The organism is Hirschia litorea, assembly GCF_042665075.1.
Classification (GTDB): Bacteria; Pseudomonadota; Alphaproteobacteria; order Caulobacterales; family Hyphomonadaceae; genus Hirschia; species Hirschia litorea.
Map to the genome: position 1 here is coordinate 1,326,651 of NZ_JBHTBR010000002.1, position 15,256 is coordinate 1,341,906.

At 47.3% G+C, this 15,256-nt stretch carries 15 protein-coding genes and 1 tRNA gene; 7 read left to right on the forward strand and 9 right to left on the reverse strand.

The window, feature by feature from the left end:
* The first annotated feature begins 23 nt into the window (after positions 1-23).
* Both ACFQS8_RS06215 and ACFQS8_RS06220 read left to right on the forward strand, forming a co-directional pair.
* Positions 24-1,493: a tetratricopeptide repeat-containing sulfotransferase family protein gene (locus ACFQS8_RS06215; protein ID WP_382166397.1), complete on the forward strand. Its 1,470-nt coding sequence runs from the start codon at positions 24-26 to the stop codon at positions 1,491-1,493.
* A 175-nt stretch (positions 1,494-1,668) separates the two neighbouring features.
* On the forward strand, positions 1,669-2,895 hold the full coding sequence (locus tag ACFQS8_RS06220) for a TCR/Tet family MFS transporter (protein WP_382166398.1): 1,227 nt from the start codon (positions 1,669-1,671) through the stop codon (positions 2,893-2,895).
* 108 nt (positions 2,896-3,003) lie between these two features.
* On the opposite strand, the gene ACFQS8_RS06225 is transcribed toward ACFQS8_RS06220, so the two are convergent.
* Complete coding sequence (locus ACFQS8_RS06225) at positions 3,004-3,285, reverse strand: hypothetical protein (protein WP_382166399.1); 282 nt, start codon at positions 3,283-3,285, stop codon at positions 3,004-3,006.
* Positions 3,286-3,438: 153 nt separating this feature from the next.
* The gene (gene purU, locus ACFQS8_RS06230; protein WP_382166400.1) at positions 3,439-4,308 is read right to left on the reverse strand and encodes a formyltetrahydrofolate deformylase; all 870 of its coding nucleotides are present in this window, start codon (positions 4,306-4,308) and stop codon (positions 3,439-3,441) included.
* A gap of 77 nt (positions 4,309-4,385) precedes the next feature.
* Here purU and ACFQS8_RS06235 point away from each other — a divergent pair, with 77 nt between their 5' ends.
* Together ACFQS8_RS06235 and ACFQS8_RS06240 are read left to right on the forward strand one after the other, a co-directional pair.
* Positions 4,386-4,955, forward strand: a complete 570-nt coding sequence (locus tag ACFQS8_RS06235; RefSeq protein ID WP_382166401.1) for a D-glycero-alpha-D-manno-heptose-1,7-bisphosphate 7-phosphatase — start codon at positions 4,386-4,388, stop codon at positions 4,953-4,955.
* Positions 4,956-5,061: 106 nt separating this feature from the next.
* Positions 5,062-5,451: a hypothetical protein gene (locus ACFQS8_RS06240; protein WP_382166403.1), complete on the forward strand. Its 390-nt coding sequence runs from the start codon at positions 5,062-5,064 to the stop codon at positions 5,449-5,451.
* A gap of 74 nt (positions 5,452-5,525) precedes the next feature.
* On the opposite strand, the gene leuC is transcribed toward ACFQS8_RS06240, so the two are convergent.
* Positions 5,526-6,926, reverse strand: a complete 1,401-nt coding sequence (gene leuC / locus ACFQS8_RS06245; RefSeq protein ID WP_382166404.1) for a 3-isopropylmalate dehydratase large subunit — start codon at positions 6,924-6,926, stop codon at positions 5,526-5,528.
* 149 nt (positions 6,927-7,075) lie between these two features.
* On the opposite strand from leuC, the gene ACFQS8_RS06250 reads away from it, so the two are divergent.
* Both ACFQS8_RS06250 and ACFQS8_RS06255 read left to right on the forward strand, forming a co-directional pair.
* Complete coding sequence (locus ACFQS8_RS06250) at positions 7,076-7,951, forward strand: 2OG-Fe(II) oxygenase (RefSeq protein ID WP_382166405.1); 876 nt, start codon at positions 7,076-7,078, stop codon at positions 7,949-7,951.
* A 117-nt stretch (positions 7,952-8,068) separates the two neighbouring features.
* On the forward strand, positions 8,069-8,446 hold the full coding sequence (locus tag ACFQS8_RS06255) for a YbaN family protein (RefSeq protein WP_382166406.1): 378 nt from the start codon (positions 8,069-8,071) through the stop codon (positions 8,444-8,446).
* A 207-nt stretch (positions 8,447-8,653) separates the two neighbouring features.
* Here ACFQS8_RS06255 and ACFQS8_RS06260 read toward each other — a convergent pair.
* The 6 genes from ACFQS8_RS06260 to ACFQS8_RS06285 form a co-directional block, all read right to left on the reverse strand.
* Positions 8,654-8,730: transfer RNA gene (locus ACFQS8_RS06260), tRNA-Arg, on the reverse strand.
* A gap of 276 nt (positions 8,731-9,006) precedes the next feature.
* The gene (locus ACFQS8_RS06265) at positions 9,007-9,867 is read right to left on the reverse strand and encodes an FAD:protein FMN transferase (protein ID WP_382166407.1); all 861 of its coding nucleotides are present in this window, start codon (positions 9,865-9,867) and stop codon (positions 9,007-9,009) included.
* Positions 9,868-9,959: 92 nt separating this feature from the next.
* Positions 9,960-10,775, reverse strand: a complete 816-nt coding sequence (locus ACFQS8_RS06270) for a DUF4198 domain-containing protein (RefSeq protein WP_382166408.1) — start codon at positions 10,773-10,775, stop codon at positions 9,960-9,962.
* 23 nt (positions 10,776-10,798) lie between these two features.
* Positions 10,799-11,314, reverse strand: coding sequence for a DUF2271 domain-containing protein (locus ACFQS8_RS06275; RefSeq protein WP_382166594.1), 516 nt, complete (start codon positions 11,312-11,314; stop codon positions 10,799-10,801).
* Positions 11,315-11,324: 10 nt separating this feature from the next.
* Positions 11,325-11,987 carry a PepSY-associated TM helix domain-containing protein gene (locus ACFQS8_RS06280; RefSeq protein WP_382166409.1) on the reverse strand — a complete coding sequence of 221 codons (663 nt, stop codon included), beginning with the start codon at positions 11,985-11,987 and terminating at the stop codon, positions 11,325-11,327.
* Between the two features lie 246 nt (positions 11,988-12,233).
* Positions 12,234-13,256, reverse strand: coding sequence for a P1 family peptidase (locus ACFQS8_RS06285; RefSeq protein ID WP_382166410.1), 1,023 nt, complete (start codon positions 13,254-13,256; stop codon positions 12,234-12,236).
* A 153-nt stretch (positions 13,257-13,409) separates the two neighbouring features.
* Between ACFQS8_RS06285 and ACFQS8_RS06290 the strand changes: the two genes are divergently transcribed.
* Positions 13,410-15,254: a gamma-glutamyltransferase family protein gene (locus tag ACFQS8_RS06290; protein WP_382166411.1), complete on the forward strand. Its 1,845-nt coding sequence runs from the start codon at positions 13,410-13,412 to the stop codon at positions 15,252-15,254.
* The last annotated feature ends 2 nt before the right edge of the window (positions 15,255-15,256 follow it).

Consider the following 15,256-nt stretch of genomic DNA (forward strand, 5'->3'; position numbering starts at 1 on the left):
TACTCAAAAGACGTAGAGAAGTTATGGAAACCGAAACTGTATTGCCTGCCAAATTGAAAGAAATTCAAGAGGCGCTAGAAAACAAAAACCGTAACAAAGCTGCGCGTCTTTTGACCGAGCAAGCAAAAGACCTACCCGAGGAAACAGTACACCGTCTTGGCCTCGCTCAACTTGCTGCGACAATCGGTGAAACAGCAACAACACGCTTTTACGCAACACACGCCGTCGCCACGGACTCCAGCTCTACAACAGCGCTCCGCGCCGCGACACTTTTGGCCGATGTGGGTGATTATGTGAACGCTCTAAAAATGGCAAATCGTGTTGTAAAAACAGCAAAAGAATTTGCCCCAGGATGGAATATTCAAGGCACGCTACAAGCACAATTTGGTATGTTTGAAGAAGCTGAAGAAAGCTTGAAAAAAGCAATTTTCATCCAACCCAAAGTGGGCGCACACTGGCTGGAATTAGCTTCATTTCACCAATTTACGAAGTCAGACCAAGTTGCTGCTGATATGTTGAAAATACAATCAACTATGTCGTCAACATCTCCATCAAACCAAGCAATCTTCCTTTTTGCGATATCAAAAATGCTTGAAGATTTGGGTGAACAGGAACAATCTTGGCATGCGCTCAGCAATGCGTGTGGTCACATGCACAAAATCGTTCAATATGACCACGCTGCGAACACGAAGAGCGTTGATTCTGTACTAGCCTCACTCTCTCAAAACACATACGCCCAGCTTAAACCTAGCCCAGACACATCTAATCGCCCAATCTTCGTATTCGGCAATCTGCGCTCTGGCGGCACGTTGGTGCAGCGCATGCTTGTGGGGCACCCTGACGTCAGTGGTGGTGACACAATGGGCTTGATGTCTCTGGCGGCAACCGCACTTACAGGTATTGGTCCAGATGAGCTCGTTGGCGTACAATCAAAATATGAGAATCCTTGGCGTGATATAGCCGCTGCTTATCACCATATGGTGAAATCACGCTTTGGTGCTGAAGGCCGCATTGTTGACCGCACAATGGCTCAAGCACGCCTCGCGCCCCTCATCCACCATGTGATGCCAAATGCCCCACTTATTTGGGTGCGCCGTAACCTAGAGGATACAGCCTACTCTCAACTAAAAACATGCTTTGCAAGCGGTGGTCGTTGGACCTTCAACCTAGAGACTTTAGGCCAGCACATGGCTCAGGAAGAAAAACTCTTTGAAGCCATTTCCCAAGCACTTGGAGATAAGCTCCTTGTTGTAAATTACGAAGACATTGTTGCAGATCCACAAGCTCAACGTGCTCGCATTTACGCACATTGTGGCCTCACAGCCGATGCAGACATTGCAGAGACACACACGCTTACAAACAATTCAGTTCTTACATCCAGCACCTACGCTATAAATCAACCGATCAACACAAATTCAGTTGGCAATAGTGAGCAATTTTCAAAACACATGGATGCATTCCGTACAGCCTATGCAAACACAAAAGCCACCTAAAGGGGCTTCACATCACACTCAGAATACCCTTTAAGGGTATATCATTAGCCCGCCCCATCTCATCATGGGGCTGGTTTTGTTTTATCTGCGAATCTGCTTCTCTCCCTTTTTGCGTGGGCTCACTCTTTCCCTGACTTCCTGCGCGCCTATCGTCCTGCTATAGATTGCCTACCCCATGCAAAAAACTCACGGAAAAAACGCATTCTTCTTTGTTCTCGTCGTGGTCCTATTGGATATGATCGGCTTTGGATTGGTTATGCCCGTCATGCCTGCGCTTATCAGCGAATTAACAGGCAAACCCGAAGCGGACGCCGTTTTGTGGGCAGGTCCAATTATCGCCGTATATGCGCTAATGAATTTTCTCTTCAGTCCATTATTGGGCAGCTTGTCTGATAGGTTTGGTCGTCGTCCTGTTATTCTGATATCCGTGGCAACATTAGGGATTAATTTTCTAATCACCGGATTGGCCACCTCCATCTGGATATTGTTTATCGGCCGCGTGCTTTCAGGGATTTCCGGCGCAACATTCTCTACAGCCAATGCATATATTGCTGATGTCACGGAGCCAGAAAACCGTGGTAAGGCTTTTGGTATGGTTGGCGCAATGTTTGGATTAGGCTTCATCATTGGGCCTGTGGTGGGCGGTTATCTAGGCGCAATTGACAGCCGTGCACCCTTCTTCGCAGCAGCGACGTTATCCCTTATCAGTGTTATCTACGGCATATTCGTTTTGCCCGAATCCCTAACACCTGAAAATCGTCGCCCTTTCAGCATTATGCGAGCCAACCCGTTTGGTGCTATCGCGCACTTTTCCAAATTACCGCATATAGCATGGCTATTGCTCGCTGTTGGCCTTTTCGCACTGGCACACAATGTCTACCCTGCTGTTTGGCATTTCCACGGCACGATTCGATATGATTGGACTTCTGCTGAAATCGGAAACTCGCTGGGTTTGGTCGGCCTTACATCAGCCATTGTACAAGGCGGATTAATTGGTCCTGTTTTGAAGAAATTTGGAGCGGCCAAAACGGTCTGGATCGGCATAAGCGTATCCGTCCTTTGCTATATTGGATACGCATTCGCCGACCTTCCTTGGATCGTCTATATGATTATTCCGATATCCGCTCTAGGTGGCCTCACAATGCCCGCACTAAATTCGATTACGTCGGGACAGACTGCCAAAAACGCACAAGGAGAATTGCAAGGCGCACAATCAAGCTTGCAATCACTCGCGCAAATCATAGCCCCTCTTATGATGACGCAAGTTCTGTATGCTTTCTCAACAGAAGATGCATCAATCCAATTTGTCGGCGCTCCATTTTTATTGGCAGCCAGTCTTGCATTGTGTGCAATGCCGTTGGTTTGGATCGGGCTTCGCCACAAAGGTCACAACAAAGCCTAATCAGCTATCAAGCATCTAACCCACAGACGATGCGCACATCCCATACAGAAAACGCGCTGTAGGCAACCACAGCGCGTTCACACCCTTAGCAGACACTAAGCAGTTTTATTATTTAGCCAATTTTCCAGCCAAAACACCCAAAATTCCGCCGCCAACGCCGCCTTCAATAAGGTTGGCAACAGCACGCATTAAGTCTCCACCACCCATCAATGATGCAAGATCAAAATTGGCAAGGTCAGACGCTTGTCCAACACCGACACCACCCAAAACACCGCCAACAAGCCCCATAATAGTACCAAGGCTTCCCTTGCCGCCAGTTAGCTTCATCAGCACAGGACCAAGCACCGCTCCGCCGACACCGTTTAATAGTAATGGTAATAAGTCTTGCATAATCAAACCCCTATTTCATGCTTCTGTGTTTGCTGATTATCCGCAAACATCCCTCAGCGCATATCACTACACAGGCAAAAGCATGTGTCTAGGTTGAAAAACACATACATCCCCATGCCATTCAACGCGCCTGAATGCACACATAAACCAAACTTATCCGAAGATAACGGTCTTTTTCTCATTGCTAAAAATACGCCCCTCAGTGTGCAATTTAACAGCACGCGCCAGCACACGCGATTCCGTATCACGCCCCAAGGCAGCCATATCTTCCGCCGTCAGCCTATGGTCAGCAGGCTCCACAGCTTGGGCAATAATCGGACCTTCATCCAAATCAGGTGTCACATAGTGAGCCGTCGCTCCAACCAGTTTTACACCGCGATCAAAGGCTTGGTGATAAGGCTTTGCACCTTTGAAAGATGGCAAGAAAGAGTGGTGGATATTGATACACTTACCCTCCAATTTGCGGCACATATCATCCGATAAAACCTGCATATATCGCGCAAGTACAACAAGGTCTGCCTTCACATCCTCAATGACTTCCAACATACGCGCTTCAGCTTGAGGTTTGTTGTCCTTAGTGACCGGCACGTGATAATAAGGAATGTCATGTCGTTCAGCCAACCATCCGCATGTTGTGTGATTTGAAATGATTGCAGAAATATTGATATTGAGCGCACCTGTGCGGTGGCGATACAGCAGATCATTCAAGCAATGATCTCCCTTAGACACCATGATCACAACATTGGGTTTCACTTTTGCGTCACGCAATTCCCAATCTAAATCCCATTTTTCTGCAAGACTTTCAAACTCAGCCGCAAAAGAAGATCGCGAAAAGTCATTGTTTTCAGGGGTGAATTTTACACGGTAGAAAAACAGCCCCGTTGCACGATCCCCATAATTGGCACTTTCGGTAATGAACAAACGTCTTTGTGCGAGGAAACCAGCCACTTCAGCAACTATTCCGATGGAATCTTTGCAAGAAAGGCGTAAAATAAAGCTATCATTCTGAAGTGCTGTAGTCATGGGCGAAAAGATGTCCTTTAAGTAAGCATGCGTTTGAAATAAACATCCTAATCTTTCAGCGCAAGTAAGAGATACCAATGCCTGCTATGAATTCCAAAAGACATGACACACCGCGCCCCGCTCTCTTCCTCGACAGAGACGGCGTGATAAATGTCGATAAGGGATATGTGGACACACCTGACGGGTTTGAATTTATCCACGGGGCAATTGACACAATTGCACATTTCAATGCGGCAGGCTGGTATGTCTTCATCGTCACAAACCAAACCGGCATAGCGCACGGGCATTACACTGAGGCAGACATGTTCAAAGTCCACGCCTTTATGAATGCCGAACTCGCCAAACATAAAGCACATATAGATCGCATCTATTATTGCCCCTATGATTTACGTGGCAGTGTCACACGCTATTGCGTTGAAAGTGACGATAGAAAACCTGAGCCGGGCATGATCTTAAAAGCCATGAGAGATTTTCCTGTGGATGCGAAATCTTCCATATTAATTGGCGATAAAGACAAAGACCTGCAAGCTGGGAAAAACGCCAATATAGCAAGTTATCTTTTCAATAGAGATAATCTCTGGGATTTTGTCAAAACCATTGATAACCCTCATATTCAAGCCAGTTTCACCCACGCAAACAACGCTTGATCCGCCTTCGTATTTCACGGTCACTAAACTGTGAAACCTTGTGTTTTGATCATTTTACGATGTTCATAAATAATGCGCGCAATCTTAACTTCTCAAGGTCGTGCTCATGCCTGTAAAATACGCTTTATTCTTTACCAGAGTGATGATCACTCTTTTCCTTCTTCCTTGGGTTATGCTCCGCTTCACATCGCCGGAAGCTGCTAAAGGCATTGCCTCCAAATATTATAAAGTTTCAGCCCTTCCTGATATTGTAAACACCGGAATAGGCGTTCTCTGGTTGGTGCTGCTATTGGCTTTTATTACCGGCTTTCAAAAGCGTATCAGCTACGCTCTTGTCCTAGCGCTGCACTCATTTGGTACGTTGATGACACTGCCTTTCCTCATCCCCGGCAGAGAAAATTTCAATATCCTCTTTATGGCTGCACTTCCAACCATTGGTGCTATGCTGCTTCTATTCACAATGCGAAAACAAGATACGTTTTTATCTTTGAAATAACGCACAAAAAAAACAGGGAGCGCTTAAACTGCACTCCCTGTTTTTCATTTATTCGTCTACAGAGCGAGTAAAGCTTAGCCGCCCAGCACGCCCGCAATCGCCGCTTTGGCAGCAAGTACAGGACTGACAAGATGTGTACGTCCACCACGCCCCTGACGACCTTCAAAGTTACGGTTAGATGTTGAGGCACAGCGCTCCTGAGGAGCCAACGTATCAGGGTTCATACCCAAACACATTGAACACCCTGGTTCACGCCATTCAAAGCCAGCTTCCGTGAAAATCTCATCGAGACCTTCTTCTTCCGCTTGCGCCCGCACCAATCCAGATCCAGGTACAGCCATTGCTCGCACATGCGCTGCAACCTTCTTACCTTTGACGATGTCTGCGGCGGCACGAAAGTCTTCAATACGAGAATTTGTACAAGAGCCGATAAACACACGGTCGATCTTGAGATCTTTCAGCGCTTGGCCTTCTTCAATTCCCATATATTGCAATGCACGTTCAGCTGCTGAACGTTTGATGGAATCTTTAATATCAGCCAGCACAGGAGCCTTTGCAGAAATAGGTAGTGCTTGCTCCGGAGATGTTCCCCAAGTCACAGTCGGTTCAACATCTTCCGCGCGAATTTCTACAACTTTATCCCAATGTGCGTCTGCATCTGAATAGAGCGTTTTCCAATAGGCTAAAGCTGTTTCCCAAGCACCTGCTTTAGGTGCTGCCGGCCGCCCTTGCACATAATCAAATGTAATTTGGTCTGGCGCGATAAGTCCTGCGCGTGCACCGCCTTCAATAGCAAGGTTACACAATGTCATACGCGCTTCCATAGACAGGCTTTCAATCGCCTCGCCCATAAATTCTATCACACAACCTGTGCCGCCTGCTGTTCCAATAATTGAAATCAAATGCAGCGCCAAATCTTTGGCACCAACACCGTCTTGGAATTGCCCGCTGACTTTCACAGCCATGTTCTTCATTTTACGTGCACGTAGAGTTTGTGTAGCCAACACATGCTCGACTTCAGAGGTTCCGATACCATGTGCAAGCGCACCAAATGCACCATGCGTTGAGGTGTGGCTATCGCCACATACAATCGTCATACCCGGCTGTGTACGTCCCTGCTCAGGTCCAACAACATGCACGATACCATTATTAATATGGCCCATCGGATAGAACTCGATACCGTGTTCTTTCACATTTTTGGACAACATCTCAAGCTGGGTCTTGGCTTCGATGTCGCGCACGCCTTCAAGGCCCGCCGCCTGGTTTTCTGTGGGTGTATTATGATCTGCAGTCGCAAGCGTCAGATCCGGACGGCGCACCTTACGGCCAGCTGCCTTTAAACCTGCAAAAGCTTGCGGCGTTGTCACTTCGTGGATCAAGTGCAAATCAATGAATATTAATGCTTCACCTGTTTCAGCATTTTCATGCGCAAGGTGAGCGTCCCAAATTTTATCGTAGAGTGTCTTGTGTGTCATGGGGCTTATATGCCGCCGGAAACATTGCTGCGCAAGTCAGACTTTAATCAAAATCCATCATTCGATTATCTTATTGCCATTCGCATAGAAGCAAGAATAAACCATACTCTCAAATTTAAGTGCAGAACTTCTGATATTGAAGGTGATCCATGGCTGGAAATTTTAATGGGACTTACCAAGCAAAATTAAATGCGAGCTGGAAAGATTGGATCCACACAAATTTAACGCGCGGCATTCCTCGTGCAGCACTCTATGAAAAATTACGTCAGCAAGGTTTTGGTCTCGGCGCGATTAAAGACGGTATGGGCACGCACTATCCAGACATACCCGTAGATGAACATGGGCGCGACAGCTCCGGACGCACAACAGCCTATGAGCAGCTCGCCAACTGCGCCCTCACCAGACGCAAAGCAGACGGGCTACGACGGGTACTCACGGCCAAAGCACAAGTATATCTCTGGGACAATTTTTTAAGTGAAGACGATTGTGATACGCTTATCGAGCTAACCAATTCTCAGCTTCACGACAGCACGATCTCTACAGCCGGCAAAGAAAAAGACTATGCCTTTCGCACCTCTAAAACTTGTTATCTTCAAGAATTTGACCACCCGCTCGTCACAGAGTTAGACACCCGCATGTCCTCAGCTTTGGGCATTTCTGAAAAGTGGTCAGAACCCAACCAATCGCAAAAATATACTGTGGGACAAGAGTTTAAGGCTCATACTGACTATTTTGAACCCGGCACGGAAGAATATCAGCAATTTTGCACCATGGCCGGACAACGTACATGGACCTTTATGATTTATTTGAATGAAGGTTGTGAAGGCGGCGGCACGCGCTTTCGCAAGTTGGATAAAATTTTTACCCCCACCAAGGGACGCGCCGTGATTTGGAACTCTCTCACCGTGAATGGTGATCCCAATCCGCTCACAATTCACCATGGCACAAAAGTTCGTTCGGGCGAAAAATACGTTATTACCAAATGGTTCCGCGATATGGGAGAAGGTCCAGCCATCACAGAATAGATTTGCAACTGCAAATCTTTTGCATTGCATATCAGTCACCTTCATCGCATGATGCTGTATGATAAATGTGGATGTCGTTTTGAATGTGCATCCGGCTCCAACTAGGCCAAATTAAACATGACTCAGAGCGCAAAACGCTTTTTCTGGATGGTATGTGGCTGTATTGCGCTAGGCTTGGGAATAGCGGGATATATCCTTCCCCTACTTCCGGGCACAGTATTTTTGCTTATAGCCGCTTTTTGCTTTTCTCGTGGGTCAGAACGTCTGCACAATTGGTTGATTACGCACAAACATTTAGGGCCACCCATTTTAGATTGGACCAATCATGGCGCGATCCCACGCCGCGCGAAAATTCTCGCGACACTTATGATGGCAGCCGCAATTCTCGCATCCTATCTGATGCATGCCCCCATCCCTGTCATTATCGCACAAGCAATCATATTGCCGCTTGTCTGCCTATTCATCTGGTCGCGCCCTATTGGCCCCAACCCATAATTTAAACGCATTACCTAATAGCGCTAACTCGATCAGAATCATCAACAAACTGCATAATGATGGGGGATTTAGCTTCTCTCGCCACCATCATACATTTTCACAAGAAAACTGTGCCAACAGTACAAAATACTCTCAAGCGGTATTTATAGAAACAGTGCTCAGCTTATGCCGATATTATTTTAGGGGATATTGTCAGCCGAGCGGCGATGGTGGTCTGGGGAGGATTCGAACCCCCGACCCCTTGATTCGTAGTCAAGTGCTCTATCCAACTGAGCTACCAAACCATTCACCGTCTCGTCTGAGAGGCGGTTTCTAGCCTCCTGTTCCAAAGGATGCAAGTCTGAATTTCAAAAACTTGCACTCTTAGACAAAAAAACTTTGTTGAATATTGTTTTTTATAGATTTTTTATCAAGCCCAAAGTTAGTTTGGTTGCTTGCAAGATCTTAATTTACTCAACGATTGCAAACCACACCGAACGACACAAATTCATGCAAGCTGAACCAATTACCCTGAGTAACGACTCTATTGCTTCAACAATACCGATTGCTGCCTTCTTCGGTTAGCCGAAAAAGTGTTTCTCGAGCATATGCGAGTAAGAAATCTCGCCAGATGGCAACTGGAAAATCACCGCTAATTCTTGTGTATTTGCCAATTCCATAGCGCTTTTTGAGGAAGCAAACAGCGCGGTTGCCCATGCATCAGCATACATGCAATGTGGATGCAAAACCGTCACTGCTTTAAAGGCATCATCGCACCCTTTTTTAAAAAGGATATGGCCCAAGCCTGCATCACGCCTCCCCAAATTCTGTTTATGCGTATTTCCACTCGTAGCAATTGAAAATCCCGATACTGCGACGCGATGCAATATATCTGCGGATGTTGGGGTTTCGATATCAACCCACCAAGGCTGCCCGTCTTCCTTAAGCCCTTGAGCAAAAAATTCTCCACCAATTTCTACGAGGAAGGATACACACCCCAACTGACGCAATTGGGTGCCCATGGCATCTACAGCCGCCCCTTTCGCGATCGCATTTAGGTCAATCGGTGGACAATCTATCTTAGCAACGACGCTTTGGCTTTGAGGAAATGGGTTCGCATGAAAGTAAGCCTTACTCTGAGGCCGTTTACACGACGAAGGATTAAAACCACGCTCCGAAATCTCTGTGAAACAATAAGGATTAAAAGCGTCACTTGATTTTAGTTTCACCTCTAACGCCGCCTGCCATACAGGCTGAAACAGAGCAGGCACTTGTGACACATCACCCACTGATGCCGCGTTAAATCGACTTATAAATGCTTGCGGCTCCCAAAGGCTGAATACATCTATATAATTGGCAAACACCCAGTTGAGGCGTTGGATAACCTCTGCCTCACTGATGTTTTCCGGTAGATAAACCTTAGCAGACCAATTTGTCCCCATAGTCTCTCCCTGAAGGTCCAGCCGCGACTGCCCTTCAGGAAGCACTATATGTTCATTCTTGATCTGACTAAAAATTAGAGGCCGAATATCAATCAGGGAATCAACGCCTCAAATGTTGCAGAATACCCGCTTCTCAACATCATTTCCCGCCCCATTTTTTCACCAGACTTTCGAGAACTAGCAGACATCCAGTAACGGCCTGCTTCTTCAGGGGTAAATTTAATGACGCCCTTTTCATCCGTCTTGACCTTCACTTCATTGATCACATCACGGTAACGATCATTTCCCTTAACAATCGTCACTTCCAAATCTGCAACAGCCTTACCATCAACGAGAAATGCAAAGGAAGCTTCCTCCCCTAGATATACGTCATTTGGGTGTGTGATTGGTGTCATCTCAACGCCGACGCCCGTCACTTCAAATGCGGTTTTAGTTGGAGCACCCAGCGTTACGAAAGTTTCTGAACGACGCGCTGAACTTGTCAGCTCCACACCTTCTTTAGCTAAAATGCCTTCTTTTTCAAACATTTCCCAAGTGCCGCGTTTACGCTTTTCTTCGTCGCCGTCTTTCCATGACGCAAAGAAAAACACACCTAATTCAGCTACTTTATAAGTGCCTTGCTGATCCAATTTCAGGTCAAATGTAGAGCGAATTTCACCTTCCCATCCATTTTTCGGCTTACTCTGTGAACCGTCAGGGGATGTGATCACTACATTTTCCAAATTCATCGCAACATGATTTGGAAAAAACAGATCATTGGAAATAGCACCGTCAAGCGTCACAACTTGCTCATCGCCTGAAAGCGTAAACGTAGATGGTAATATCCACATTCTATGCGCTTGCGCTGCTGGTGAAACAGCTAGACCGATTGCTGCGGCCATAAGTAGGGGTTTCAGTTTAATCTTCATAACTTTGTTTCCTTTGACCTATTTTATGGTTCAATATTCAGTGAAATTTTTCCAAGCTCAGTCTCACCAGAGACAGACACGCTTTGACTCGTTTCTGATTTCCAAGTGAAAGGCAGTTTTACGATTTCACGGCCACCAACTTCGCGGGCCGCTTCCACACACAGCACGTATTCGCCCGGTTTCAAGTCTGCTAATTGGGAAGTTTCATCGGTGAAATGTAAGGTATGCTGACCGGGTGCGCGCGTTGGACTAGAAACACCGTCAATTGGTAGGTCTAATGAACGCCCTGAACGTCGCCACCACTGGCGCATATCTTTTAGCCATGTTTCGCCTTCACCTTCAGGCCCATCTTCTTGTTGGTACCAAACAGATAAGTTTGCAGCGACCGAGTGATCCGCATTCGCAATCCAGATAGCGACGTAAGGCTTGTGATATTCCGCAACATTGAAGCGAGGTAATTCAACACCCAACTCCACTCCCTCTGCGTGCGCTGAACCAGCGCTCAGTGCGAGACCTATTCCTGAAAGTGTAAGTTTCATTTTCATGTCATTATCCATGTACAAAAAAGAAAAGAATGACGACCGGCACAGCAAGCCCGCCTATTGTAAGCGGCCATGTGATGGCACGTTTTTTAGAGTGGATTTGGAGCAACCAAAGCCCCGTCAAACAAAAGAAGATTGTCGCGACTGAGAACACATCAAGAAACAACGCCCAAACGGCGCCTGTATTGCGACCTTTATGTAAATCATTGAGATAAGAAATAGCACCGCGAGACGTCGACTCATATTCGACCAATCCGGTATCACGGTCGATTGCAAGCCATGCATCGCCCCCCGCTCGCGGCAATCCAACATAGATATCAATATCGGTTAACTCTGCGCTGCGGCCGGCTGTATTTACGTTCAGCTCCCGCCTTAAATACCGCACCAAATCTTTGGGTAGGTCGATCTCCCCATCAACAGGAAAAGCCGATATCTTTTCAAGCATTACATCGCTTAAAGTCAGCTCAGACGTCGTAATTTTTGGAGTCGATTTAATATCAGCAGCATGATTGAGCGTAATACCCGTTACTGCAAACAGTAGCATCCCAATCAAGCAAATCGCGCCCGAAATCCAATGCCAGATGCGCGCTTGCTTTTTCCAGAAATTGGATGCCTTTTTCCGTGCCGTTTTGGAGGCATTGAGGTTCGGGGCTAAAGTGGGAGCATTCATTTATTCAAGTCTGCAATTCATAAAAAAGCGAAGGTTGAACCTTGTTTATCACCTTCTTTTGAATTTGCAACTTATTCTCATATGCAAAAATAAAAATTACATAAACTGCAATTCTATCGTTGTTTAACCATCAATAATTCTCAGTAAAATTTACAGCGCTTGCCGCGCGCAGCCATTGCATTGCAAAAGGCACAAATCACAAACTCTAAAATTGTGTGCTTCGTTAAAACTTCGCTTATCTGCGCTTTAAGTCAGCTTATTCGCCTCAAACACACCCCGCGCAACAGCACGCGCCAATGTCCCAGCTGCTAATTCGCCTATACGGGCCAAAGCGAGTGGATTTGGTTCAGGTAGTTTTTGCTTTGCCGTGGATAGAACAAACACCACATCACCATCGAACGGTGCAAAAACCGGACGGATAGCGCGTGACAGTCCCGATAAAGCCATTTGCGCAACACGCTTTGCTTGCGCAGGCGTTAAAGAGATATCTGTCGCTATACATGCAATCGTTGTATTCTGGCGACCCGTTGACGCCGCTTGCATCGCTTTAGGGTTTACTTTCGCAGCGCCCCAATCATCTGGATCTAACTTAAAATCAGCAGGCGGGCGTGCCCCGCCAAATTCTCCATCAATCTCATATGGATATGCCCAAAATGCATCTGTATGCGGCATGCGCGTAGCACCAAAACAATTGACCGCAACCAAAGCGCCGACTGTAATGTTGTCTGCGGTCACAATGCTCGCGGACCCCAGCCCACCTCGCTCACTTCCAGCACGTGCCCCAAAGCCCGCGCCAGCCGCGCCAATCTCATGCTCAGTGCGCGCCGTCAGTGCATCCACATATGCTGCACGCCCTAAAGCACGGTATGGCGTATCCTCGCCCCACACTTTATTGCCGCCATTGGCTAAATCATAAAGGATAGCAGACGGTACAACAGGAGATTTAGGTACATTGGGTAAGTCCATAAGGCCAAACCCTTCCCCCTTCGCGCCCATAGCTGCCACCACGCCATCCGCCGCCGCAAGGCCGTAAACAGACCCTCCGGACAGAACAACCGCATCCACAGCATCGACTAGTTTGTCCGCGCCCAATGCATCTGTCTCGCGTGTCCCTGGTCCGCCACCCGCAATTGCCGCTGCACACACAGCTCGCTCTTCGGGCAGAATCACAGTCGTTCCCGTCAGCACATTTTCATCCTGCGCATTGCCAACTTTCAGTCCTGGAACGTCAGTAATTAAATTTTTCAGGCCAATGCGTGTTGTCGTCATGGTGAGTCTGCACTTATCTATTCTGGACTTATAAATTCTAGAACAAGCCAAAGCTTGGAAATCTATTCTCTGTATGTATGCAGTTATATAAACACACAAGCCATTAGAGACACCAGAGCCTCGTCTCTATAGATCCCGAAGGATACACCCTAAATGCGCTTCAAACTTTTCTTGATGACAGCAAGTCTTTTAACTGCGCTCGCAGGATGCCAATCAAACAAAGAATGCTCTGGTGCTGATTGCGTCACCAACGAAAACGCGATCTCACGAGAAGCCAAAGCACTCGCCTCAGCTTCCGATTGGCGCTTATCCGGCTACGCGATGGCAACGGCAGCAAATCCCTATGCTGTGCAAGCAGCGGAAGCCGTTCTTCAACGAGGTGGCCACGCGGTAGACGCAGCCATTGCAGCCCATACAGTACTCGGGCTGGTAGAGCCTCAAAGCTCAGGCATTGGCGGCGGCGGTTTCATGATGGTCTACGACCGTCAATCCAATATCACCCGTATGTATGATGGTCGCGAAACCGCCCCTTCTGCGATAGATGAAACACTCTTTCTGGATGAAGATGGCGACACTCTTGGCTACATCACCTCTTGGCAAAGCGGATTAAGTGTCGGTGTTCCGAGCATTGTGAAAACATATGCAAGAGCACACGAAGACTTTGGCATTTTAGATTGGAAAACACTCTTCACAGATGCGGAAAATCTTGCGCAAAATGGGTTTACAGTCTCTCCGCGCTTAAACGGTCTTCTTTCGAGTGAACGTCTAAGAGGCGCAATGAAGCTCGATGATAACGCAGGCAGTAAAGACTATTTCTACCCCAATGGCACACCCCTAGCAGTCGGCACACAGCGTACAAACACAGCCTATGCATCTCTAATGCACAACATAGGCACGCAAGGAGCAGACTGGTTCTATAACGGCCCCATCGCTCAAGCCATAGAGAAGGCCGTGAGCAGTGCTAGTCCAGCCGGATCGCTCACAGCACAAGACATTGCCAAGTACGATGTGGTCGAACGCGACGCGCTCTGTGGTCCTTTCAAAACTTACACCATCTGTTCTGCACCGCCGCCTTCCTCTGGTGGTATCACACAGCCGATGATTTTAGGTCTGTATGAGCGTTTCACCGACGAAATTGACTACACATCTGCAACAGGCAGCAATATCCTACCGTCAGCACAACACCTTTCTGCTTTTGTAGATGCTCAACGTATCGCCTATGCGGACCGTGATCACTATGTCGCTGATGCAGACTTTGTGACCGTCCCAGCACAAGACCTTATAAATCCATCCTATCTAGATGCACGCGCAAAAGACCGCTTTGCGCCAGCTCAAACTCCCACCGCAGGAGACCCTGGAAAAGTGCTTCACAACACCCCTATAATTGACATGTGGGGACGTGATACAAGCGATGACAAACCGGGCACAACGCATATTTCTATCGTCGACGTTTACGGAAACGCGGTCTCTATGACTGCGACAGTGGAAAGCCCCTTTGGCTCTTCTATCTGGGTTGAAGAAGGTGGTTTCGTACTGAATAACGAATTGACCGATTTTGCACGCACACCTCGTATCAACGGGAAATTAGTCGCGAATGCGCCAGCAGCCAACAAGCGTCCTCGCTCGTCCATGTCCCCCACAATAGTATTCGATGAGAACAAAGATCTCTTTATGGTCACAGGTTCTCCGGGCGGAAACTCAATTATCGCCTACACTTCCAAATCCCTTTTAGGCGTTTTGGATTGGGGGCTTGATGCACAAACAGCAGCCAATCTTCCAAACATTATCGCGCGTGGAAAAGACGTAAAAGTTGAAACTGGTGTGGATGGTGGACATCTCGCTGCAGATATACTCAACCAATCAGGTTATCTCGTTGAAGAGCGGGATGGTGAAAACTCAGGCATCCACACAATAGTCGCGCGCAAAGATCATTTTGAAGGCGCTGCAGATACGCGCCGTGAAGGCATTATCGCAACTATCACACCTACAAACGAATAATA

Excerpts from the sequence above, each read along its gene's own strand:
- ACFQS8_RS06215 (WP_382166397.1), top strand. The coding sequence starts at position 24 with ATGGAAACCGAAACTGTATTGCCTGCCAAATTGAAAGAAATTCAAGAG.
- ACFQS8_RS06220 (WP_382166398.1), top strand. The coding sequence starts at position 1,669 with ATGCAAAAAACTCACGGAAAAAACGCATTCTTCTTTGTTCTCGTCGTG.
- ACFQS8_RS06225 (WP_382166399.1), bottom strand. The coding sequence starts at position 3,285 with ATGCAAGACTTATTACCATTACTATTAAACGGTGTCGGCGGAGCGGTG.
- purU (WP_382166400.1), bottom strand. The coding sequence starts at position 4,308 with ATGACTACAGCACTTCAGAATGATAGCTTTATTTTACGCCTTTCTTGC.
- ACFQS8_RS06235 (WP_382166401.1), top strand. The coding sequence starts at position 4,386 with ATGCCTGCTATGAATTCCAAAAGACATGACACACCGCGCCCCGCTCTC.
- ACFQS8_RS06240 (WP_382166403.1), top strand. The coding sequence starts at position 5,062 with ATGCCTGTAAAATACGCTTTATTCTTTACCAGAGTGATGATCACTCTT.
- leuC (WP_382166404.1), bottom strand. The coding sequence starts at position 6,926 with ATGACACACAAGACACTCTACGATAAAATTTGGGACGCTCACCTTGCG.
- ACFQS8_RS06250 (WP_382166405.1), top strand. The coding sequence starts at position 7,076 with ATGGCTGGAAATTTTAATGGGACTTACCAAGCAAAATTAAATGCGAGC.
- ACFQS8_RS06255 (WP_382166406.1), top strand. The coding sequence starts at position 8,069 with ATGACTCAGAGCGCAAAACGCTTTTTCTGGATGGTATGTGGCTGTATT.
- ACFQS8_RS06265 (WP_382166407.1), bottom strand. The coding sequence starts at position 9,867 with ATGGGGACAAATTGGTCTGCTAAGGTTTATCTACCGGAAAACATCAGT.
- ACFQS8_RS06270 (WP_382166408.1), bottom strand. The coding sequence starts at position 10,775 with ATGAAGATTAAACTGAAACCCCTACTTATGGCCGCAGCAATCGGTCTA.
- ACFQS8_RS06275 (WP_382166594.1), bottom strand. The coding sequence starts at position 11,314 with ATGAAACTTACACTTTCAGGAATAGGTCTCGCACTGAGCGCTGGTTCA.
- ACFQS8_RS06280 (WP_382166409.1), bottom strand. The coding sequence starts at position 11,987 with ATGAATGCTCCCACTTTAGCCCCGAACCTCAATGCCTCCAAAACGGCA.
- ACFQS8_RS06285 (WP_382166410.1), bottom strand. The coding sequence starts at position 13,256 with ATGACGACAACACGCATTGGCCTGAAAAATTTAATTACTGACGTTCCA.
- ACFQS8_RS06290 (WP_382166411.1), top strand. The coding sequence starts at position 13,410 with ATGCGCTTCAAACTTTTCTTGATGACAGCAAGTCTTTTAACTGCGCTC.